General features: G+C 33.1%; 19 protein-coding genes. 10 read left to right on the top strand and 9 right to left on the bottom strand.

All coding sequences use genetic code 11. The features are described from left to right. Positions 1-388 precede the first annotated feature (388 nt). Positions 389-3,532, top strand: coding sequence for a glycoside hydrolase family 2 TIM barrel-domain containing protein (locus KQA_RS0208570; protein ID WP_010180106.1), 3,144 nt, complete (start codon positions 389-391; stop codon positions 3,530-3,532). Between the two features lie 242 nt (positions 3,533-3,774). Here KQA_RS0208570 and KQA_RS0208565 read toward each other — a convergent pair whose 3' ends face one another. From KQA_RS0208565 to lgt, 6 genes are all read right to left on the bottom strand, one after another. Next, positions 3,775-4,620, bottom strand: coding sequence for a DUF4249 domain-containing protein (locus KQA_RS0208565; RefSeq protein WP_010180104.1), 846 nt, complete (start codon positions 4,618-4,620; stop codon positions 3,775-3,777). 3 nt (positions 4,621-4,623) lie between these two features. Then, a complete protein-coding gene (locus tag KQA_RS0208560) occupies positions 4,624-6,990 on the bottom strand; it encodes a TonB-dependent receptor (protein WP_010180102.1) in 2,367 nt (788 codons plus the stop codon). A 266-nt stretch (positions 6,991-7,256) separates the two neighbouring features. Then, complete coding sequence (locus tag KQA_RS0208555) at positions 7,257-8,354, bottom strand: glycoside hydrolase family 5 protein (RefSeq protein ID WP_010180100.1); 1,098 nt, start codon at positions 8,352-8,354, stop codon at positions 7,257-7,259. Positions 8,355-8,520: 166 nt separating this feature from the next. Further along, on the bottom strand, positions 8,521-10,980 hold the full coding sequence (locus tag KQA_RS0208550; RefSeq protein WP_010180098.1) for a cellulase family glycosylhydrolase: 2,460 nt from the start codon (positions 10,978-10,980) through the stop codon (positions 8,521-8,523). A gap of 128 nt (positions 10,981-11,108) precedes the next feature. Then, a complete protein-coding gene (locus tag KQA_RS0208545) occupies positions 11,109-12,263 on the bottom strand; it encodes a helix-turn-helix domain-containing protein (RefSeq protein WP_010180097.1) in 1,155 nt (384 codons plus the stop codon). A gap of 62 nt (positions 12,264-12,325) precedes the next feature. Then, positions 12,326-13,246, bottom strand: a complete 921-nt coding sequence (gene lgt, locus KQA_RS0208540) for a prolipoprotein diacylglyceryl transferase (RefSeq protein ID WP_010180095.1) — start codon at positions 13,244-13,246, stop codon at positions 12,326-12,328. 301 nt (positions 13,247-13,547) lie between these two features. Here lgt and KQA_RS0208535 point away from each other — a divergent pair, with 301 nt between their 5' ends. From KQA_RS0208535 to KQA_RS0208515, 5 genes are all read left to right on the top strand, one after another. Further along, positions 13,548-14,069, top strand: coding sequence for a 30S ribosomal protein S16 (locus KQA_RS0208535; RefSeq protein WP_029209526.1), 522 nt, complete (start codon positions 13,548-13,550; stop codon positions 14,067-14,069). An 18-nt stretch (positions 14,070-14,087) separates the two neighbouring features. Then, a complete protein-coding gene (gene rimM, locus KQA_RS0208530; protein ID WP_010180091.1) occupies positions 14,088-14,612 on the top strand; it encodes a ribosome maturation factor RimM in 525 nt (174 codons plus the stop codon). A gap of 144 nt (positions 14,613-14,756) precedes the next feature. Further along, entirely contained in the window at positions 14,757-15,476 is a 720-nt protein-coding gene (locus KQA_RS0208525) for a tRNA1(Val) (adenine(37)-N6)-methyltransferase (RefSeq protein WP_010180089.1), read from the top strand. A gap of 9 nt (positions 15,477-15,485) precedes the next feature. Next, positions 15,486-16,163, top strand: coding sequence for a glycerophosphodiester phosphodiesterase (locus KQA_RS0208520; protein ID WP_010180087.1), 678 nt, complete (start codon positions 15,486-15,488; stop codon positions 16,161-16,163). A gap of 14 nt (positions 16,164-16,177) precedes the next feature. Continuing rightward, positions 16,178-17,398 (top strand): BaiN/RdsA family NAD(P)/FAD-dependent oxidoreductase, encoded by a 1,221-nt coding sequence (locus tag KQA_RS0208515; protein WP_010180084.1) that lies wholly within the window; start codon positions 16,178-16,180, stop codon positions 17,396-17,398. A gap of 2 nt (positions 17,399-17,400) precedes the next feature. Here KQA_RS0208515 and KQA_RS0208510 read toward each other — a convergent pair whose 3' ends face one another. Continuing rightward, positions 17,401-17,961: a TetR/AcrR family transcriptional regulator gene (locus KQA_RS0208510; RefSeq protein WP_010180082.1), complete on the bottom strand. Its 561-nt coding sequence runs from the start codon at positions 17,959-17,961 to the stop codon at positions 17,401-17,403. A 7-nt stretch (positions 17,962-17,968) separates the two neighbouring features. Next, a complete protein-coding gene (locus KQA_RS0208505; RefSeq protein WP_010180079.1) occupies positions 17,969-18,442 on the bottom strand; it encodes a TspO/MBR family protein in 474 nt (157 codons plus the stop codon). A gap of 92 nt (positions 18,443-18,534) precedes the next feature. Between KQA_RS0208505 and KQA_RS0208500 the strand changes: the two genes are divergently transcribed. The 4 genes from KQA_RS0208500 to KQA_RS0208485 all read left to right on the top strand — a co-directional run bounded on the left by KQA_RS0208500 (position 18,535) and on the right by KQA_RS0208485 (position 22,523). Continuing rightward, entirely contained in the window at positions 18,535-19,614 is a 1,080-nt protein-coding gene (locus KQA_RS0208500) for a diphosphomevalonate/mevalonate 3,5-bisphosphate decarboxylase family protein (RefSeq protein ID WP_081483244.1), read from the top strand. A 29-nt stretch (positions 19,615-19,643) separates the two neighbouring features. After that, positions 19,644-20,579: a mevalonate kinase family protein gene (locus KQA_RS0208495; RefSeq protein ID WP_010180075.1), complete on the top strand. Its 936-nt coding sequence runs from the start codon at positions 19,644-19,646 to the stop codon at positions 20,577-20,579. A gap of 48 nt (positions 20,580-20,627) precedes the next feature. Then, the gene (locus tag KQA_RS0208490) at positions 20,628-21,536 is read left to right on the top strand and encodes a geranylgeranylglycerol-phosphate geranylgeranyltransferase (protein ID WP_010180074.1); all 909 of its coding nucleotides are present in this window, start codon (positions 20,628-20,630) and stop codon (positions 21,534-21,536) included. A gap of 144 nt (positions 21,537-21,680) precedes the next feature. Continuing rightward, positions 21,681-22,523, top strand: a complete 843-nt coding sequence (locus KQA_RS0208485; RefSeq protein ID WP_010180072.1) for a pseudouridine synthase — start codon at positions 21,681-21,683, stop codon at positions 22,521-22,523. Between the two features lie 23 nt (positions 22,524-22,546). On the opposite strand, the gene KQA_RS0208480 is transcribed toward KQA_RS0208485, so the two are convergent. Then, complete coding sequence (locus KQA_RS0208480) at positions 22,547-23,755, bottom strand: mannosyltransferase (protein WP_232285870.1); 1,209 nt, start codon at positions 23,753-23,755, stop codon at positions 22,547-22,549. Positions 23,756-23,915: the final 160 nt, after the last annotated feature.

Raw genomic sequence — 23,915 nt, 5'->3', positions numbered from 1 at the left:
TAAGTGATTATTTGTAAAAAATTACTAGTTATGGGAGTAATGTAGTGAAAAACAACTTATAATATGCTTATTTTATGAATTTTAAGCTTATTTTGTTTGTTTTAAGAGCAATTTTTAACTTGTGTTTATTTATTTTTAAAAACATTTAATCGGTTTTTAGTGTATTTTATCCCATTTTTTGAATATTTGTTTTTACAGGTGGTTTTAGCGATTATAATTTTAGATGAATAGTGTATTTAATTTGAAAAATGGTGTTTTTAAATAGTATTACTACACCTTATGATTAATAAACTAGAAGGAATCTTTTCTTCATTGGTTTACTTTTTTTATTACCTATGATTTATTGTATGTTAGTATAACGAATGATATTAAGCTTGATATACAAAACATGCAAAAATTAATAGTACTAGGCATTATCTTATTCTTGTCAAATACAATTTTGATAGGACAGCAAAAAAATGATTGGGAAAATCCAGCAGTAATAGGAATAAATAAGTTAGCACCAAGGGCTACTATGTATTCTTTTGTCTCAGAAGAAAAAGCATTGCTAGGAGATAAAACTAAAAGTGATCGTGTCGCTTCATTGAATGGAGACTGGCAGTTTTATTTTTCGGAAAGTATAGAAGCTGTTCCAGCTAATTTTTTAGATGTGAATTTCAATAATTGGGATACTATAAAAGTGCCTATGAATTGGGAAATGCAGGGTTATGGGGAACGTATATATACCAATCAACGACATTCATGGGGGCATTTGGATTGGCCTAAAATAGCACCTACGGCAAACCCAGTAGGTATTTATAAAAAAGAATTTGAAATAGCGGCTAATTGGAAGGATATGAATATTCGTATTCATTTTGCAGGAGTTACTTCAGCTTTTTATCTATGGATTAATGGGAAAAAAGTTGGTTATAGTCAAGGAAGTCGAACGCCAGCAGAATTTGATATTACTTCATACCTAAAAAAAGGAAAGAATACAGTGCTATTACAAGTGTTTCGTTGGAGCGATGGTTCTTATGTAGAGTCTCAGGATCATTGGGATTTATCTGGAATTCATAGAGATGTTATGCTTTTAGCAGAACCAAAGACTAGTATTTCAGATTTTAAAATAGAAACTAAACTAGATAAAACGTATACCAATGCTGTTTTAAAAATAAGTCCAAAAGTTTCATTTCCAAAATCAATTAGTGCCAAAAAATATAGTCTAGTTGCGACCTTATTTGATAAAAAGGTTAAGGTAGTTTCTAAAACAGAAAATGCAGACAAAATAGCTAATATTTTTTATGGTCAACGTTGGAATCCTAAATACGACGTGTTTAATATACCAGTACAACAACCAAAAAAATGGTCTGCCGAAAATCCATACTTATATACTTTAGTACTAAGTTTAAAAGATGATAAAGGAAATATAATTGAAAGTAAATCTGCCAAAGTAGGCTTTCGAAAATACGAGACTCAAAAAGGGGTGTTTTTAGTCAATGGAAAGCCTGTAAAATTATATGGAGTAAACAGACATGACCATAATGCTCAAACAGGCAAAACGGTAAGTGTTGAAAACATGAAAAAAGATATCATGCTATTAAAAGCTTATAATTTTAATGCGGTTCGTTGTAGTCATTACCCCAATAATGTGGAATTTTATGATTTATGTGATCAATATGGTATTTATGTAATGGATGAGGCTAATGTTGAATCACATGGGACACGAGGTTCTGGTGGTGAGTTGGCAAGCCACCCAGAATGGACAACAACTTTTATGGATCGAGCAGTACGAATGTACCAGAGAGATAAAAATCATCCATGTATTTTTTCGTGGTCGTTAGGTAACGAATCGGGAGCTGGGGCTAATCATTCTGCCATGGCTGGTTATTTAAAATGGAATGATCCAGAACGTTTAATCCATTACGAGGGCTCAGAATCTTATGGAGGAATACTATCACCGCAATCTCGAAATACACCAAAAGATCCTTATGACTTTACCGACATGATTTCGCGTATGTATCCTTCTATTGAGGAGTTTGCCGAAATGGATGAATCTCAACCAGGAGAAAAAATGGTAATTACTTGTGAATATTCACATGCCATGGGGAATTCAAACGGAGGTTTAAAATTGTTTTGGGATGTAGCCAGATCACACCCGCGAATTGCCGGGGCATTTATTTGGGATTGGATGGATCAAGGAATAGCAGTAAAAACAAAAGAGGGCTGTGAGCAATTTGCTTATGGCGGTTATTTTGGTGAGGCAGATAATGATGGGAACTTTTGTTTGAACGGAATTATCAATGCCGATCAAACGGTAAAACCAGTAATGTCCGAATGTAAATATGTGTTTCAGCCTTTTGAATTTGGAAGCTTTAATCCTGAAAAAAGAAGCTTTACTATAAAAAATAGAACAGCTTTTACTACTAGTTCGGTATATGATTTTTCATATGAATTAATTGAAAATGGAAAAGCAATTAAAAGCGGAATGTTAACAGTTGAGCATACAGCCCCCTTTGAAATAAGTACAATTCCGTTGCCTTCCTTTACTATGAAAAAAGAGAGAGCGTATTTTATAAACGTTTATGCTAAGCAAAAAAATAATACCGCTTGGGCGGAAAAAGGTTACGTGGTTGCTTCAGAGCAATTTGAATTTCCATTCAAAAAAGAAAGCTTAGTAAAACAAGCTAAAACAGGAAGTGATTTAACTATTACAGAAACGAAAACTAAATTAGAAGTGAGCGGTAAAAACTTTAGAGTAGAATTTAATAGCACTTCGGGTTATGTTACCAATTTTACAGTGGATGATAAAAGTTTATTGTCGAGTCCTATAAAACCAAATTTTTGGCGTGCAGTAACGGATAATGACAGAGCGGTAATACAACGAATACCTGCAATTAAATTTTGGAAACAAGCCACCCAAAATCAACAATTACTATCTTTTAAAAAGAAGTCAAAAGGAGAGAACGTTGAAGTGATTAGTAAATACCAATTAGGAGGTAAAAAAGTGTTTTTTACTAGTGTTTATACTATCTATCCAACTGGAGAGGTGTTAATGCATAATACATTTACTTGTAATGAAGCATTAGCTAATCTGCCGAGAATAGGAGTGCAAACCGAATTGAGGGACTCATTCCAAACTGTATCGTGGTATGGTAAAGGCCCTCATGAAAATTATGTAGACCGAAATGATGGCGCTTTTGTAGGTGTTTATGAAAAAAACTTAAATGATTTTAGTGCTTCTTATGTATTTCCACAAGCCTACGGGAATAGAACCGAAGTGCGATATACTAAGTTTGAAAGTGCAAAGACTACTTTACAAATTAGCTCGGATGGTGTGTTTGAATTTAGTACATATCCCTATAAAACTGCGGATTTAGACAAAGCAGAAAATCAATGTGAGTTAACAAAATTAAAGGCATTTACTTTAAATTTGGATTACAAGCAACAAGGAGTGGCAGGGTATAACTCATGGAGTTTAAAAGCGGCTCCAAGACCAGAACATAGTATTCAAGCAAAGGATTATGAGTTTGATTTTAAGTTTTTTTTGAAGTAGTACATGCATGTAATTGGAAACTAAAAGTTGATTAAATGAACCATTATGGACTGAAAGTTACCATCTTTTTAAACATCCATTTTTGCTCTTAGCTATTAGCAATAGAAATTTGATAAATATTTAAAAAGCCAAGAGCTAAAAGCTAACTGCCAATAGCTCTTTGTCCTATTTTTAGAAGTTAAAAGCGAGATGCATTAAAGTGCATAGTTTTAACTATTTTTGAGACCAATAAAATGTGATCATTACCTATAGGTGTAAATTTCGGTGTCTACCTCACTCAATCTAAAATATCCCAGAGGTCTATTTTGAGGATTGGTGATATTTATACAATTACCATTAGCAGCTGCAGGAGCTAAGGAGAATGGTCCGGTGTTAGGTTCGGCTTGTTCGGCTAGTATATTAAAATAATCATGAAACTGTCGGGAAATTCCAAATAGTTTGATTTCAATAATATCACCACTAGCAAAATCTCTTATTTCCTCATCGCTATCGGGAATAATATATTCACTATCAAGTATAATTTCTATTTCATTACCATCTTGAAATTCGTCTCGCCCAAATCCAAAGCTTTTCTTTTCTTGAAAATCGGGTAAATAGTTGACTAAATAAAAGTTTTTATCAGTTTCAGGATCATCAAAATAAAATACAACCACGGGTATTTCTTCATCAGCAATATCTTCAATACGTTGATCCACTCTTTTGATGGGGACTACTGGAATCATTTTTTCTACAGCAGTATACTCTTCATTTTTATAGGTAATTGATAAGGTGTATGTAGCGTCAATTTCAGGAATAAATTCGGTCGTGTTGTATTCTCCAGGGTTAGTTTCCGTAAAATTAAAAACGCTTCCATTTTCATGAGTAACACTTACAGTTGCTCCAGTAGCGTTTATTATTTCTTCTTTAAAAAAAGAGGTAGATTCCCTTAAAAAAATAGTTTGTTCATTACCAGTAGTTTCTTTTTCCCAATTAATAAGGGCTTCAATAACTAATTTAGGTGGGTTGTCTTTTAGGTCTATGTTTACCACATCATCACAAGATGTGAATACCAATAAAAGTAAGCTGAAATATATGGATATCGTTTTCATGTGTTAAAATTTAAAGTTGTAGGTAATTGCAGGAATGGCAGCACCGAATATAGATATTCTTCGTGCTTCATTTAAGCCAGTTTCTTCATTTTCAAAAAAGTTGATTGATGAAGCATTTCTTCTAAAATAAAGATTGTACACACCAAATACCCATTCACTTTTCCATTTTCGTTTTCTTTTTTGTGTTGGTGTAAGTGTTGCCGATATGTCTAAACGATGGTATGAAGGTAATCTTTCGTCGTACCTGGAAGTAAAGTTGGGTACAGTGATGTCATCAAAAAGATATTGTCCAGAGGGGTAGGTGGTTGGACGGCCTGTTTGAAATACGAAATTAGTACCAAAGTTCCACTTTTTGGATAACGTATACATGGCTGTTATTGATAAATCATGTGTACGGTCATATGGGGTGTTATACCAATTTCCATTATTAATTCCTGTTTCGGTAGCAGTTCTACCAGGAGTGCGTTGTTCCGATTTGGAAAGCGTGTAAGCAAACCAGCCTGTAAGTTTACCGGTATTCTTTTTTACTAATAATTCAAAACCATAAGCTCTGGTTTCTCCGTTCAAAATAACGGTTTCTATTTCATTATTAGCAATAATATCTGCCCCGTCAATATAATCAATTCTATTATCGGTGGTTTTGTAATATAATTCGGTTTCTAAGGAATAGTTGTTGTCAGCTAAATTTTTAAAATAACCGACAGCAAATTGATCAGAAATTTGTGGTTTTATAAATTTCCCACTAGGTGTCCAAACATCTAAAGGAGTAGGGGCGTTTGTGTTTGAAATGAGATGGATGTACTGATTCATGCGTTGGTAACTCGCCTTAAATGAAGTGTTGTCATTTAGTTGAAATGAAGCAGCAAATCGGGGTTCAAGACCATCAAAGGACTTAATGACATCACTTTTGCCAAAATTTTCGGTAGCAATGGGATCTGCACTGCTATACACATTAGTGGTTGGGTTGTAGTTTACCGGTTGATTGTTCTCGTAAATGTTAAGCGGTTGACCTCCTAATCTATAAAACAGGCTGTAGCGCAGACCATATTCTAAGTGTAGTTTTGGAGTAACTTTATGAATTAAGCTAACGTAAGCGGCGGGCTCAAAAGCACGTTTTTGATCTAGTTTATCTTCATTAATGGAAGAATCTACTGAGGTGGGTTTAATTTCTCCTGGATTAAAATTGTAAAACAAGCCATTTACCCCAAAGTTGAATTTTAATTTGTCACTGTAATAGTAGCTCAGATCATATTTTAAATTAGTGTTTTGTATAAAAGATACCCATTCAAAATTTAAAAAGTTGAAGCCTAATTTATAATTGTATTTACTATAAATGAATGATAAATTTGAAAAAATTTGATCAGAAAATAGGTGATTCCAACGTAAGTTAAGCGTGTTATTTCCGAAATCATTAGTTAATAGATTAGCAATTTCAAAATTATCATTTCCAAAATAACCCGACAGGTAAAGTCGATTGTTATCATTGAATTGATGTGAAATTTTAGCATTAATATCATAAAAGCCAACTCGGCTTTCTATATTGGCTAGTTTTAAAAATAAATTAGCATAGGAGGTTCTTCCTGCGAGTAAAAAAGAACCTTTTTCTTTTTTTGTGGGACCTTCAACTAACAAACGACTTGAAACTAGTCCGATGCCTCCATTAAAATGATATTCTTTATTATTTCCATCTTTTTGGCGTGCATCTAAAATGGAAGAGATGCGTCCCCCAAATTGGGCGGGAGTGCCTCCTTTGTATAATTTAATATCTTTAATTGCATCGGCATTAAACACAGAAAAGTATCCAAAAAGATGTGAGGTGTTGTATAAAGGGGCTTCATCTAATAACACTAAATTTTGATCGGCAGCTCCACCCCGGACGTTAAAGCCCGATGCTCCTTCACCGCTATTAGTTACTCCTGGTAATAATTGAATAGCTTTTAAAATATCAACCTCTCCTAAAACTACAGGTATTTTTTTTATAGTTTTAGCAGTTAGTTTGTTAACACTCATTTGTGGTGTTTTAATATTGGTTTTATTATTGGAAACCACCACTTCGTTGAGAGAAACAGTGTCTTCTGTTAATTCAATATTGAGTTTAGTGTTTTGATTAAGGTTAATTTCTTTTTGGATGCTCTGATATCCTAAATAGCTTATGTTAATCGTGTAAGTGTTTTGAGGAGCGGTTATGGAAAAAAAACCATATTCATTTGTCACTGTTCCTTTAGTAGTATTGTTTAAAATAATGTTTACTCCGTAAAGTGTTTCTCCATTTTTTTGATCTTTAATAGTTCCACTTATTGTGTATTGTTGAGCAAAGGAAATCAAGTAGCCAAAGCAAAAAAATAAGACCAGTAAGAGTTGCTGTTTCATGCGTGTTAGTGGTTGGTTAATACTAAGCCAAAGGAATGCAGAATAATTCAAATGAAGGACTCAATGCTTCCATTGGGACGTATTATGAGCTTAGTGAGACGCTAAAAAGTTAAAAAAAGTAGTTGTATAATTTATTGTTTTTTAGAGTTGTAGTTGTTATAGATTTTTCTAATAACTGAAGTTGATAAAACTCATACATTTATTAACTAAATAAAAGTGTGGAGTTGGTCAAAAGCTTATCATATAATTATTTTCTATGTAAAAAATTATTGCTTTCTGTCAGAAATGATTTGAATCAATTCTTTGTTTAAAATCTTGTTGTCTATCAGTCCAAATTCATCACTGTTATAATTCCAATTGGCATAACCAATATTGTTCTCCTTAAAAAGTTGAACAACATCTTTGTACCATTTTAAACGATCATTTTGTGGAGCTTGAGTGATGATTCCAAATTCACCACAGTAAAGAGGGAGTCCTAATGCTTTTGCTTTCTCAATGGGTTGTTGCCACATTTTTAAGATATGTGCTTTGTTGAATTCTTTACCTACCCATTTTTTGACTACAGTTTTTACCTTTTCAGGAAGCTTATTAAATTCTTTTTCGGTTAAAATTACTCCTGGATAGTGTACGGGACCCATGTAATTTTTTAATTCGGTCCAATTGGTGTGGTAATGAGTAAGTAAAAAGGGTTCGTAAAAATGAAAACTTAATAGGATATTGGAATCGTTGGGCGGTACTTTTAAATCATTAAAAGTATGGACTGATTGCCATTGGTTGGAGCCAATTACAATGGTACGTTTGGGTTCTATTTCTCGAAGTCTGGAAAAAGCTGAAGCAATCAGTTGGTTCCATGATTCATTGTCGTCAGCGACAGCTTCATTCATGAGTTCATAGGCTACTAAATTAGTAGGGAATTGTTTTAGTTTTTCAGAAAGCTGTATCCATAAATTAAAGAATTTTTCTTGTTCTTGCTTATCTGTCCATAAGGGCTTTACAGCAGCATTAAAATGATGTGAACGTAGAATATGTAGGTCAACAATCACTTTTAAATTATATGTAGCACACCAATTGATGCAATTTATCATTAATTGAAAAGCATCATTATATTGTTTGCCGTTTTTATCCCACATTTGTTCTTCATCAATAGGTAGGCGAATATGGTCAAAGCCCATAGTTGCAATTTTAGCAATATCAGATTCAGTGAAAAAAAGTGCTCGTTTTTTACCTCTACGACCACTTTGAGATAGCCAATGCGCGATGTTGGTTCCTTTTTTTACTTCAAACTTGTTAGCCGTGTTCGTTTTTAATTGTTGTGAGTAAGAAATGGAATAGATAAAGAGAAGTAAGATGATTATCGGTTTCATTTGTTCCTTTTTAAGATGTGTTTGGAAATAAATATAAAGTTTTTTTGTTGTTTTTCAGAGGTTTAGGTCTATTGTTTTATGGTGTGTTTTCTGAGGAATAAGAATAAAAAACATGAGAAGCTTTTTGAGCTTCTCATGTAGTAAAAGTGGTTGATTATGTTTGTTGTTATTTTATAACCAGTACTTTTGTTTGTTTTTTGTTAGGACTGCTAATTTCTATAACATAAACACCAGAGTTTAGATCAGAAATATTGATGCTTGAATTTGTAGTTGGAATTGAATCAGTAATCGATTTAATTTGCTTGCCACTTAAATCATAAATGTTAATAACCGAATTAGTTAATTCAAAAGTATCATTTTGAATATTAATTTGATCACTAGCCGGATTTGGGAAAATACTAAAAGAAGTTTCGTTAACTAATTTTGCTCCAGTTGAGGTAGGTTCATTACCCCAAACAAGGTTCCCGTTTTGGTATAGTGTTACTTTGTCATGTGACGTATATGAAGTTTTACTAGGATCAAATGAATAATCATCATTTTCATTAAAATTACTCCAGTTAGTTTTAGAAAATCGCGTTTGTATATCTCCAGAATTAGAGTTGGCATTAAGGTTACCGGCGCTATTGTCAAAAGTAATCTCTAAATAATCCATTCCATTGGCTGTGCCAAAAGTTCCTTGGACACTCCCAGTACCTAATTGCGCCCAGTCACACCAAAAATTAAGATCATTATTATCTTCGGAGGTAAACCAATAACGAATTGCTAAATCGGAATAAGCAACTGTAGTGTCTCCATTATTTACTATTTCAAAATGAGGATTTATAGCATTGTCTGTATCATTGTCAACACCGTTTCGGTAGTTTAAAGAAAGGTCGCTTTCTAAAGGAGTAGTAGGTGTAACTGTAATTGCTATTGATTGAAACGCTTGGCTATTATTGCTACTGGCATTAACTACTACGTCATAGGTGCCAGGATTTGTAAAAATGGTAGAAACTATAGAGCCATTGTTAGAATCGCCGTTATCAAAATCCCAAGAATAAGTTATAGAAGAAGGTGGAATGTTGAAAGCTATTGCCATAGCTTCAAATGATACTTCTAAAGGAGCTACACCTGTAATAGTGCTTGCTTCAATGTTAATGGACTCAATTGTAGGAGGTGGGCATGGAAGCGCCAAGGCTTCAAATTGTTGTGTTATAGAATCAGTTAATTCCCCATCTGATACGGTTAGTGTTACATCAACTGTATTGATAGAGGAATAAGAGTGAGAAGTATTTATGCCAGTTCCCGTAGTACCATCGCCAAAATCCCATGTATATGTAAGTGTATCACCATCCGGATCTGAGGAATTACTAGCATCGAAGTCTCCAAAACTTACACTAGGGTCAGGATTAACACATGGAATAGTAATACTACCAAAAAAACTAGCTATTGGTGCCCGGTTAGGAAGAGGAGATCCATTAATTGTATTAGGAATTAAAGGTGCAAAATGAGGAGATAGTACATCCATTTTCCATTGGTTAACACTAAGCCAATCATCTTGTAAAATACCACCTGTATCTCCAGAATTGGGATTCATAGTCCAAAACGTCCAAGAGTATATATCACCCATGAAATCCATAAATTCGGTAAACCATGTAAATGCAATACCGTCAAAAGCTTCTTGATTTTTAATACCAAATTCACCTATAAAAATAGGAGAGCTATTGTTTTCATATAAAAAGTGAAAGTGCTCTTCCCAAAGGCCGGGCATGTTACTAGGAAAATTAGAAGCTTCGAACCAATCTTGTTGAGCAACCTCTGGGCCGTATTCATGGGCAGAATACACTAGTTTTTCTTGATTTGATAATTGTATAGGGTATTTTTCAGCACCTTTTAGTTGACCTCCCCACCAATAAGAATCACCTTCAAATTCGCCAACGCCTTCAATAATAATTAGTACATCGGGGTTTACGGCGAGTACGGCATTTCCGCAACGTTCAGCAGCTTTATTCCAATCTGTAGCAGGGGTGCTGTTTCCCCAAGTTGATCCATGCGGTTCATTATTTAAATCCATAGCAACCACCGCAGATTTCCCTTTGTAACGCTCGGCCATAAAAATCCAGTCGTTAATCCAGCGTTCTTCAGAATACTCGGGAGTATACCAAAAAGCTTCATTTAAAAAACCATCTGCTGCTCGGGAGTGATTGTCCAGAACAATTTTCATATCGTTTTCTTGACACCAATTCACAAAAATATCTAGTAATTCAATAGGGGTACTTACTGTAGTTTCTTCTTCATTCATAGGTGAAATTCCACTGTATGGGTCTGTTCCATAGGAATTTATTTTAACTGAAGCTCCAGGGTCTAACATTTCATTACACCAAGGGACACGTATGGTGTTAAAACCTAGATCCTTAATTTGTTGTAGTACGCTTTTCATGTCTCGGGACCATATACCATGAGGACTGTATAAGGCGGTTTCAAAACCAAACCAATTGACACCAGTCATTCGAACTTCCTTTCCTGTACTGTCAAATAGTTTGTTTCCTGAAGAGGATAAGTAATTTTGAGTTTGAGCGTTGAGTTGAATAAATGCGGTTAGGATGAGCAGTAAAGTGACTACTAAGCCTTTGAATAAAGCTTTCATAATATTTAGTGTTTTAAGTTATAGTTGTTATTCCTTAAATGTACTAAATAATTAGTCTTTTGTAATTAGTATTAGTTTTTAATTAACTGATTTTTAATTAGTTGATGTTTTTAGTGTAACAAAATGAGTTATGTTAATCTACTACTATTTAGAATTGCATTTTTATATTCTGTAGGGGATTGTCCTGTTTCTTTTTTAAAAATTCTGTTGAAACTACTTTTGGATTTAAAGCCAGATTCATGGGCTACACCAAGAATAGTGAGTTTTTCACATTCGCCATATTTTATTTTTTCTTTAACGGCATCAACTCTTTTTTTATTAATTAGATCATAAAAAGTAGTTTTTAAATGTTGATTGAGTAATATAGATAGCTTTTTGTCGCTAGTACCTACTAAATTGGCTAATGAATTTAAAGATAAATTCTCATCTAAATAAGGTTTTTGAGTTTGGAGGATGTTGTTAAGTTTTTGTTCTAAAACAAAATAATCTTCTTTATTTTGAATTAAACATTTTCGAGGTTCATGTGAAACTTTTTTTTCGGATCCACTATTAGTAATGCTAAGTAAAGTTTCGGGAATAAGTACATTACTGTTATTAATGCCATAGTAGCCCAGATAAGTAAGAATACTAATATAACTTATTATAGTAACAAATCCGGTATCCCATTTAATTTCAATAAATAAATGTACAATACTGCCGCTTACATCAACTAACATTACAATAAGTAGACCTATTAAAAAGAATTGAGACCATTTTAAATTATTAAGATCTAGAGATGAAAAATTACTTTTTAAAATAGATTTGTATCGTGAAAATAATTTTATAGAAAATACAATATAGCCTATACTCATTAAGGTTTCGAACCAATAGGGAATGTCATAATTTTCTAAAAATGCTAGATGCTTAAAAGTATCATTTTCATTAAGGGTATTAATAAAAAAAGGGATAGTTATAATTGTCCAATAAGCTAGGTGTGGAATGAAGTGAATCAATTCACTTTTTTCGATTCTTTTTTTTGTGGTACAAATTGATTTGGTATAAAATAACAATAAAGGGCCCAGACACAAGAGTAAGCCGCCAGTAAATAGATAAGCAAAAAATGAGAGTATTTCTAAGTTGTGAAGTTCAAAATAGAAATTGAGAATATAGAGTAATGCAATAGCATGTATAGCTCCAAGAATTTTTTTTGTAAGCTTTTTTTGGTTTGATTTAAATGTGAGTGTTAGTATTACTATTGAAATAGTAAATCCCACCACTAAAATAAAGTCAATAATCAAATTCATTTGAATAATTGATATTATATTACATAAAATTAGAAGTAATTATTTTAGTATAGTAATGGGTGTTAGGTGTTTTTTTTTGATGCGTTCCATAAAAAATAGATGCCAATTCCCATAAAGGGAATACTTAGCCATTGTCCAGTTGACATAAGGCCAAGAACATTTTCAAATCCGCCTTGACTTTTCTTTACATATTCGACTAAAAAACGAACAAAAAATATGAGTAGCATATACGTGCCAAATAAAAATCCTGGTTGATCTTTTTTATCTGTTTTCCAATAAAGATAAAGCAAAATAAAAGAAACAAAAATATAACCAAAAGCCTCATATAATTGTGCAGGATGTCGGTAATCTACTTGTTCTAAAATAGATTGAAATTTAGGCTTGTTTACAATAGCATCGTAAGCCTTACTTGCTTTTTTTATTCCTGTTAGCTTTATAGCTTGATATTCTGGAATAGATTCTTTAATAAAACGTACTCCAGTAACAAAATCAGTCTTTTCTCCGATGATTTCTGAATTGATAAAATTACCAATACGTACAAAAATACCTCCAAAAGCAGCTGGAATAGTAACCCGATCCAATGTCCAAAGTGTTGGTTTTTTTATTACTTTTTTAGAATATAAATACATGGCAATTATAAAAGCAATTGCGGCTCCATGACTAGCTAATCCTTGAAATCCAGTGAATTTAAATTCTGGTCTAAATTGAGCAGGTAGAAAAACACTAAAAAAATCTTCTTTAAATAATTCTGGTTGGTAAAAAATGACGTGCCCCATCCGTGCGCCAAGTAAAGTAGCAATCACGGCATACATAAAAACGGACTCTAAGTGTTCCATTTTTTGGCCTTCGTTAATGTATATTTTTTTCATTAAGTAATACCCTAATGAAAAAGCGATAACAAACATTAAACTATAATAATGTATAGTGAAAAATCCAAGGTCAATTCCTATTGAGGGGTTCCAAACTATTTTTGAAAAAATCATTAGTTAGTCTTTTGTGTAAATATATATCGGAATTACCAATTACGAATTATGAATTGTTAAATATTGAATTAAAATTTCACAACTGTTGATCGTTAAAAAAAACATACTATAGTAACACCAGTATTGTTTTGATGTTGCATTAAAAATAGTTTTTTTGAAAAAAAGCTACTAATGAGGTTAAGAATTTCAACTTTTGCTAGCTAATTAAATTATATTGGATTAACGTATTGTAATTCTGTAAAAAGACGTACATTTGCGCCCTAATTATAACCGAGGTCGCGAACCTCCAAAATTAATTTTTATGCCTGTTAAATTAAGATTACAGAGACACGGTAAAAAAGGAAAGCCTTTTTACTGGATCGTAGCAGCTGATGCACGTTCAAAAAGAGATGGTAAATACCTTGAAAAATTAGGGACTTACAATCCAAATACAAATCCTGCAACTATTGATGTAGATGTTGATGGAGCTGTGAAATGGTTACAGAATGGTGCTCAGCCAACTGATACTGCAAAAAACATTCTTTCATACAAGGGGGTTCTTTTGAAAAATCACCTTGCTGGTGGGGTTAAAAAAGGAGCTTTAACGCAGGAACAAGCAGATGCAAAATTCGAAGCTTGGGTTGCTGAAAAAGAAGGAGCAGTTAATGCAAAAAAAGATGGTTTGGCTAAAGATGCAGCAGCAGCAAAGGCAAAAGCATTAGAAGCAGAAAAAGAAGTGAATGCTAAGCGTGAAGCAGATGCAGCAGCAGAAGCGGCGGAGGCAGCAGCAAAAGCTGAGGCAGAAGCAGCAGCTACTGAAGAATCAGCTAACGAAGAAGAGTAAATCTTTTAAATTACAATAATGCAAAAAGAAAAATGTTTCTATTTAGGCAAAGTTGTAAGTAAGTTTAGCTTTAGGGGAGAGGTTTTGGTAAAACTAGATACCGATTACCCTGAGATTTATCAAGAAATGGAATCGGTTTTTGTTGATTACAACAATAATTTGGTTCCATTTTTTGTTGAAAAAGCTCGGTTGCATAAATCAAGTTTACTTCGAGTAAAGTTTGAAGATGTAGATACCGAAGCAGATGCTGACGATTTAATAAAAGCAGCATTGTATTTGCCTTTAGATTTACTTCCAGAATTAGATGAAGATCAATTTTACTTTCATGATATTATAGGTTTTGAAGTGGAAGATCTTGTTAAAGGTAAAATAGGAGTAATTACTGCCATAAATGACACTACTTCTCAAGCATTGTTTGAGATTGATAACAAAGGGAAGCAAATTCTTATTCCCATGAATGATAGCTTTATTCATAAATTAGATAAGGCAAATAAATTACTTATTGTTGATACTCCCGAGGGGTTAATAGATTTATATTTGTAGTTAATTATAATTGGCTTCTGTTAAATCCGATTCTAAAATAAAATTCTGGTATGGAATATATTTTTCTATTACCAAGTTTGATGTTTCGGATATAAGGGGTGTATTATAATCGTTGATTTCCCTAAATAAAAATCTGAAAATTATATGTCAAAACCCTTTAAGTTCAAAGAGTTTGTAGTGGCTCAAGATCAATGTGCCATGAAAATTGGTACCGATGCAGTATTATTAGGGGCTTGGGTACAACCTAAAGAACGTCCATTTAATGTGTTGGATGTTGGGGCAGGTACAGGCGTTATCGCGCTAATGATGGCGCAGCGTTTTTTTGATGCGGATGTTGAGGCTATTGAAATTGATACTGCTGCGTATGAGCAGGCCATGACAAATTTTGAAAATTCCCCTTGGGGAGATCGGATGTTTTGTTACCATGCATCGTTTCAGGAATTTTTTCAGGAAATGGAGGAGTCTTATGATTTAATTATAAGTAATCCACCATATTTTGCGGCCACACAAAAGTCGCCAAATAAACAACGTAATATGGCGCGTTTTGAAGATGCATTGCCTTTTGAGCATTTGTTATATGGGGCTTCAAAATTACTTTCGGAACAAGGGACATTCGCCCTTATAATTCCCTATGAACAGCAAGAACAGGTGTTACTAATAGCAAAAAAAATGTACTTGTTGCCAGCAAAAATAACACATGTAAAAGGAAATGAGCAAGCGCCAATTAAGCGAAGTTTAATTGCTTTTCAGTTCAATGTAGGTGAAAATGAACTGGAAATAGATCAATTAATTATTGAAAAAGAAAGACATAATTATACCGATGATTATATTAAATTAGTACAAGACTTTTATTTAAAAATGTAACTTACAACTATGCAAAAGATCGGTCATAGAGGCGCCAAAGCCTTAATGGATGAAAATACAATTCCTTCAATAAAAAAAGCTATCGAGCTAGGGGTTGATGCTATTGAAATTGATGTGCATAAATGCCGAACTGGTGAACTTGTGGTTATTCATGATGAAACGGTAAAGCGTACTACAAATGGTAGGGGGAAGGTGGTTAATTTGACTTATAATGAGTTGTCAATGTTGCGAACAGAACACATGCATAAAGTACCTACATTAAAGGAAGTGTTAGATGTGTGTAAAGGAAAATGTTCATTACATATTGAGTTGAAAGGAAAAGGGACGGCAAAAGCAGTTTGTATGCTTATTGAGGAAGAGGTAAAACAAGGGGGATGGTCTTATGATCAATTATATGTATCTAGTTTTGATGCTAAGCGCTTAAATAAAGTAAGGGCGCGTAATAAAGCAATAAAAGTAGGACTTATTGCGGAATCTAAAACAAGTAAAGCTTTTGCTATTGCGGTTGATAATGGTTACGAGAATATTTACATATATCACGAAAAATTGAGAAGTAGGTTGGTGCGAATGGCAAAGCTGAAAAATTTAAATCTATATGTTTGGACGGTAAATAAACCCGCTGATATAAAAAAAATGCAAGTCCTGGATATTAGTGGAATTATTTCGGATCACCCCAATTTATTATAAATTAAAAGAGTTACATGAAAAGTTATGATGTTGTTATTGTAGGAGGAGGTGCTGCGGGTTTTTTTACAGCAATTAATGTGGCTACTTTAAATCCTAAGCTTTCGGTGTTAATATTGGAACGTGCAAAAAATGTACTTCAAAAAGTGCGTATTTCTGGCGGAGGTCGTTGCAACGTAACGCATGCCGAGTTTATTCCCAATGAATTAGTTAAAAATTACCCTCGCGGGGAGAAGGAATTGCGTGGGCCATTTCATAGTTTTATGACTGGAGATACCATGGAGTGGTTTGAACAGCGTGGTGTTGCTTTAAAAATAGAGGATGATGGACGAATTTTTCCAGTTTCAAATTCTTCAGAAACAATTATTAATTGTTTTTTGGAAGAAGCAGAAAAATTAGGAATTGAAATTAAAAAACAACAATTGGTGGTTGATTTTAAACCTTTGGATTTAGGTTGGGAAATACATACAAAATCGGACAAATTTAGTGCTCAAAAATTAGTGATAGCTACTGGGAGTCAAACCAAAATATGGAAACAATTAAGTGATTTAGGAATAAAAACAATAGCGCCAGTACCTTCATTGTTTACTTTTAATTCTAGGGATAATAGAATAGCTTCTATACCGGGTGTTGCGGTACAGGTAGGTGTTTCGGTGAATCAAACAAAATTAAAGACCGAAGGTCCGTTATTAATTACTCATTGGGGTTTTAGTGGTCCTGCTATTTTAAAACTTTCAGCATGGGGGGCACGGGTGTTGCATGAGTTGAATTATAAGTTTGACCTTGTGGTTAACTGGACTAAGTTTGATAGCTTCGAAGCTTGTCGTCCTTTTTTGCAGGATATAAAAGAAGAAAATTCGAAACAGATAGTCGCTAAAAATCCATTATACGAATTGCCAAAACGATTGTGGCTGCAATTAGTTCTGGCAAGTGGAATTTTTGAAAATCAACGTTGGGCAGATGTTAATAAAAAGCAGTTAACAGCCCTAGCAAATCAATTGGTCAGAAGTACTTTTCACATAGACGGGAAAAGTACTTTTAAAGATGAATTTGTAACAGCAGGAGGTGTTGATTTAAAAGAAATCAACTTTAAAAACTATCAAAGTAACAAACTCAAAGATTGTTATTTAGTAGGAGAGGTGCTTAATATTGATGCCATAACTGGAGGCTTCAACTTCCAAAATGCATGGACTGGAGGCTATATTGCAGCACAATCTATTACTAATGATTCAGTTTGATTTTAATGCCTGCAAAATCCTTTCCATGAAATTTCAATGGCTTGTTTAATGTGGCGTTCCTCTAAGTCGACTAACTCGTTTTCGTGAATTTTCACAATAGATACTACGCTTCCAAAAAACAGTTCTTGCATCACCAAAGTGTTAAATTGACGAAATGTTTTTTCTTGGATTCTTTTTCTAAAAAACTGTTCAATATCGGCGTAATAAATTCGAGTTTTCTCTTTTAATCGCAATGGGATTTCAGGAGAACGACCAATTTGTTCCGAAAAAATGAATGCTAATGGATTGTCAATAAAATAGTGGTATAAATTTAACCACATTATTTGGTATTTTTTTCTTCCATCTTCAGTGTTTTCTGTGTTACGCATAATTACGGTTCCAAAATCTTCTGTAAGAATGGTGTAAAGTTCTTCGATAATTTCTTCCTTTTTCTTAAAGTGATGATAGAGCGTTCCTTTAGCTACATCAGCGGCTTTAATAATATCGGTTAAGGAAGTATTTTCAATTCCTTTTGTTGTAATTAATTCTAGAGTAACTTGGAGGATGAGGGATTTTTTATTCAAATCTAAATTAATTTAATTGCCATATACTAAAGTTCAAAACGGAAGCAAACGATACCCATAAAATGTATGGAATAAGTAAATAGGCAGCATTAGTATTTACTATTTTAAACCATTTGTAGGTAAAAAGCAGTAAGACTAAAAGTCCTATAATTATTAAAAGTGCTCCGAAAATTTCATTGAGTCCAAAAAACACTAAAGACCATGTAATATTTAGTATTAATTGAAATCCAAAATGATATAACGCAGTTTTGACCCATTTATGATAAAAGCCATGATTCCAAATTTTACCAGCGGAGATACCCATAAGAATATATAGTATAGTCCATACAGGTCCAAAGACATAATTTGGAGGATTAAACGAAGGTTTTGATAGTGTCGTATACCAAGTGTTTACTGAGGTTTGAGTAGCCGCGGCTCCAATGACTCCTGCAACAAGGCATACAGTTACTGCAATGATAATTTTAATAATTTTTTTATTCATTTTTTTAACACTATGTGTCTAAAATACTATTTTTTTTGAAAAGCATTTTAAATATCGGTCAATCAAAACTTATATTTGTTGAAAATTTCATTTTGGGTACAACATATAGATCAATTGACTCTTTATACAAGAAGGATCAAGGCAAGGTAGCTTTTACAGCTCCAAGTAATATAGCATTAGTAAAATATTGGGGAAAACGACCGGTACAACTTCCGGAGAATGCCTCGTTAAGTTTTACATTAAGCGAATGTCGTACAGAAACATCCATTACATACAAAAGAAGAAAGGATAAAGGAGTAGGCTTTTCGATTGCATTTTTGTTCGAAGGAGAACCTAAGCTAAGTTTTGAACCTAAAATTCATACTTTTTTTGATCGTATAGCTCCTTATTGTCTTTTTTTAAATGACTTTGAATTTATTATTAATAGTAAAAATACATTTCCACACAGTAGTGGAATTGCATCATCGGCAAGTGGGATGAGTGCCTTAGCAATGTGTTTAGTTGAAATAGAAAATGAGTTAGGCGGTTCGCTTAGCGCAGAAGAAAGAATAGAAAAAGCCTCTTTTTTGGCGCGATTAGGATCGGGAAGTGCTTGTCGAAGTATTGAAGGGCCTATTACTATTTGGGGGAAACATCAAAAAATAAAAGGATCAAGTGATGAATTTGCGGTGCCTTTTGAGCACGAAATAGCTTCAGTTTTTAAAAATTATCAGGATACTGTATTGCTTATTGATAAAGGAGAAAAACAGGTGAGTAGTACCGTAGGTCATAATTTAATGCATGGCCATCCATTTGCCAAAACACGATTTGAACAGGCTAATGCTAATTTAGACAAGTTGAGTAGCGTACTCCAAAATGGAGACATTGCTCAATTTATAGAAATTGTGGAAAGTGAAGCCTTAACGCTACATGCTATGATGATGACTTCGTTACCTTATTTTATTTTAATGAAACCAAATACCCTGGAGATGATTAATAGTATTTGGAATTATCGAAAAGAAACAGGTGTACCAGTTTGTTTTACTTTGGATGCAGGGGCAAACGTACATGTGCTGTATCCGGAAAAAGATAAAGAAGCTGTTTTGGCTTTTATTGAAGCAGAGTTGGCAGAAAAATGTCAGAATAGGCAGTATATATGTGATTATCTAGGAATTGGAATAAAAAAAATGTAATTTTGTGACAACTTTAAAAAATAGATAGTTTGAAGGGACCTTTATTTTATTCTAAAATTCTACTTTTTGGGGAGTATGGAATTATAAAAAATTCCAAAGGACTCTCTATACCTTATAATTTTTATAACGGAGCTTTAAAGACAGCTAAGGAATTAGATACTAAAGCAACTGATTCTAACAAAAGTTTATTGAAATTAGCGACCTATTTAAGTGAAAATCAAAAGCCAGATTTGGTTGTTTTTAATACCGATAAGTTACTTGCTGATATTGCTGCAGGAATGTATTTTGATAGTAGTATTCCTCAAGGATATGGAGTAGGGAGTAGTGGAGCATTAGTTGCAGCTATTTATGACAAATATGCCGAGAATAAAATAACCATTCTTGAAAACTTAACACGTGATAAACTACTAAAGTTAAAGCAAATATTTGCTTATGTTGAATCTTTTTTTCACGGAAATAGTTCGGGTTTAGATCCTTTAAATAGTTACTTAAGTTTGCCTATTTTAATCCATTCCAAGGATAATGTGGAAACGGCAGGGATTCCTTCGCAAAAGCAACATGAAAACAAAGGAGCAGTATTTCTGTTAGATAGTGGTATTGTTGGTGAAACGGCGCCAATGGTAAATATTTTTATGGAAAAAATGAAGCAGGACGGTTTTCGTAATATGCTTAAAAATAAGTTTGTAAAGCATACCGATGCTTGTGTTGATGATTTTTTAAGTGGAAATGTAACCTCGCTATTTTCGAATATAAAACAATTATCTCGTACGGTTTTAGATCATTTTAAACCAATGATTCCTTCTCAGTTCCATGCCCTTTGGAAACATGGTATTGAAACAAACGATTATTATTTAAAATTGTGTGGTTCAGGAGGCGGAGGCTATATTTTAGGTTTTACTGAAGATTTTGGAAAAGCACAAAAAGCATTAAAAGATTATAAGTTGGAAGTGGTGTATCATTTCTAAAATATGCTTACTTTTATTTGTGCAACCCCGCATAAATACAATTCATACATGCTCAATATATCTAGAAAAATCAAATGGTTTTTTTATAAGTCATTTAGTATGCTTTCGGTAATACGAGGTTATAATGTATTGGTTGTTTTAGTAGCACAATATGTAACAAGCATTTTTATCCTTTCTGCTAAAAAATCGTTTAGAGCAGTACTGTTTGATGAAAGTCTTTTGTGTATTGTTTTAGCATCTGCTATCACCATAGCTTCAGGTTATATTATTAATAATTTTTATGACAGTGAAAAGGATTTAATAAACCGACCGCAAAAATACCATTTGGATCGTTTGGTAAGTCAGCAAACCAAACTAACTATCTATTTCATAGCCAATTTTATTGCTGTTATAGTAGCTAGTTATGTGTCGTTTAGGGCAGTGTTGTTTTTTTCGGCCTATATTTTTGGAATTTGGTTGTACTCTCATAAATTAAAGCGGATTTTATTAGTTAAAAATTTAGTTGCAACGTTTTTAGCTATTCTGCCTTTTTTTGCCATCTTTATTTATTACAAAAATTACGATCCTGTAATTTTTGTGCATGCAACTTTTCTAAGCTTAGTTATTTTTATGCGCGAATTAGTTAAGGATTTAGAAAATTTGCGAGGAGATGCTGCCGTTGGTAACAGCACCTTGCCTATAGTTTATGGGGAATCTATGGTGAAAAAAATATTAACTGGATTGTCTATCGCTTGTATTGTTACGGCAATGGTACTTGTATACGCGTTTCCATTAGGTAAAATGCATTACTTTTTTTGGATGACAACTGGAGTGTTGTTGATTTTTAGTATGTTGCTCAGGAAATCCAATACTAAAAAACAATATGTGATCCTGCATAATTTACTCAAATTTGTTATTGTCGTAGGGGTTTTTAGTATCATGTTAATAGAACTATCTTGGCTTAAAAGATTATATTAATTTTATAAGTTTTAGAATAAGTGTCTTGGTTAAAAGCTTATTTTAATTCACAATTGGTGTTAATTAGGAAATTTAAATCAGTTCATTAATAAAAACAAAGCAAGCGCACGTATAATAGCCTATCTTTGCGCAAATTTTTAAGTTATGAGTCAAGCTCAGAATAATCGAAACAAAAAAACATCAGGATTACGAAAAGGGAAAAGTGTTCAAAAAAAGAACATAGCAAAACCCCAAAGTGTACGTCCTGTAAAGTCTAAAAAACAAGCATTACAAGATCCAGATACTATACGTTTAAATAAATACATTGGTAATTCGGGAATTTGTACCCGCAAAGATGCCGATTTATATATTTCTACAGGAAGTGTAAAGGTGAATGGAGAGGTGATTACCGAAATGGGATACAAGGTAAAGTTAACAGATGAAGTGCGTTTCGATGGACAGTTGATTCGCCCTGTTAAAAGTTCATATATACTTATTAATAAGCCTAAAGGATACACTATAGCAGCGAATACAAGTAATGAGAAGAAATCAATATATGCGCTTTTACAATCGGCATCTAAATCATTTTTAAAGCCAGTTGGTAAAATGGAACGTAATAGTTCTGGCTTGTTGTTACTTTCTAATGATGATTCATTTTTAGGAAATATGAATGGTTCAGGAAGGATTCGTCAGATTTATCATGTGGAGTTAGATAAAAATTTAGTACAACAAGATTTTGAGAAAATTTTAGAAGGCGTACGTATCGATGATCATATTGTTAAAGTGCAAGAGCTTTCGTTTGTAGACGATTCATCAAAAAGAGAAGTGGGGATTCAATTAAATTCGCAAAAAAATAGAATTGTTATTCGAATTTTTGAAGCACTAGGGTATAAAGTAAATCATTTAGATCGAGTGGTTTTTGGAGGACTTACTAAAAAAGACCTTCCACGTGGCCGTTGGAGAGAGCTGACCAAACAAGAGGTGATTAATATGGGAATGCTAGCTTAATATATATCGTATTCATAGAATTATCAATCCTGCTTTAGTTTTACTAGAGTGGGATTTTTTTTGCTTAACTCGTAAATAAAAAAAAGAATCACTATACTATACTCTATACTAACAAGCCATAGATTTTCTTTAAATTCAGGGTTAGAATACGCAAAATAACTAAGAATAATAGTTAAGCTCCATACCCATATGTATTTAAATTTTGTAAAACACGAAAGTGTCAAGGGAATGCTTAAGTACCACGGGTGTATAGTGGTGGATAATAATAGATAGGCCGTGATACAAAATAACATGCTTTCCAGAAGTGTATTGGGGTTGTAGTTTTTTCGCGCCAAGCTTAAAATACCAATGATAAGAATAGCAATTAAAGGAAGTATTTTTCCCGCTTTAGCAATAATATTCCAGCCGACAACTTGATAACCAACCCAACGTACTATATAATAAATACTGGCATTGAACTCAAAATTTTGAAACCAAAGACTGATGGTTTTGCTAAAGTTTGCTATAAATTGAGGCGATAAAAATGGCGCGAACAGTAAAATGTTGGTTCCAATTACAATAAAACAAAAACTACTATATTTTAGTATGTCATTTTTGTTCGTTACAAACCAATCTTTTTTGTGAAATAGATTGCGCACAAAATATAAAGTGAATACTGGTAAAAAGAGTAATGTGAGTAGTTTTACACTAATTGAAATTCCTAGAATTACAGCAGCTAATACCCACAAGTTTTTTAAAAGAAAATATAAACTGAGTACCAAGAAAAATGCCATTACTGCTTCGAAATGTAAGTTTCCCGTTAATTCAATAATTACAAAAGGATTTAGTAGGTATAAGAAACTATTATTGATAGGTAACCTTAATTGTTCAAGGATTTTTTTGCCAAAATAGAGGATACCGATATCAGCTAAAATAATTTGTAACCGCATTACAACTACACTTGTTACTATCGATTTACTTCCAAAAAGAGCGGCAATAAAGTAGCATAATTGACTAAAAGGAGGGTAGTTGGTGTAATGGCTTGCATTAAGTGTTCCCATTCCTTCAACTAATTTTTGAGCATGATGAACAGTTGCTGTTCCTTGTTCAATTAAATTTTTTGGGGTGTATAAATAAGGATTAAACCCATTGAGTAACATACGTCCATCCCAAATAAAACGATAAAAATCTTGAGATAAATTGGGTATTTCGGCTATTAATAAAAGTCTGAAGCCAATAGCTATTACAGCCAACTGTTTAAATGAGAAGCTGGAGTAATTTATTAAATAATAGCTAGCACCAAATAAACCAATCCAACAGCTTAATAGCGTGTAGAATGAAGTTCTGGGTAAAAAATAGCCAACATAAATATAAAGTAAGCAACTACAAAAAAGTACAAATAAGCTGAGTCCC

Source organism: Aquimarina agarilytica ZC1, assembly GCF_000255455.1.
GTDB lineage: Bacteria > Bacteroidota > Bacteroidia > Flavobacteriales > Flavobacteriaceae > Aquimarina > Aquimarina agarilytica.
Note: the sequence above shows the minus strand (reverse complement) of the source record. Positions and strands in the feature narration are given on the sequence as shown.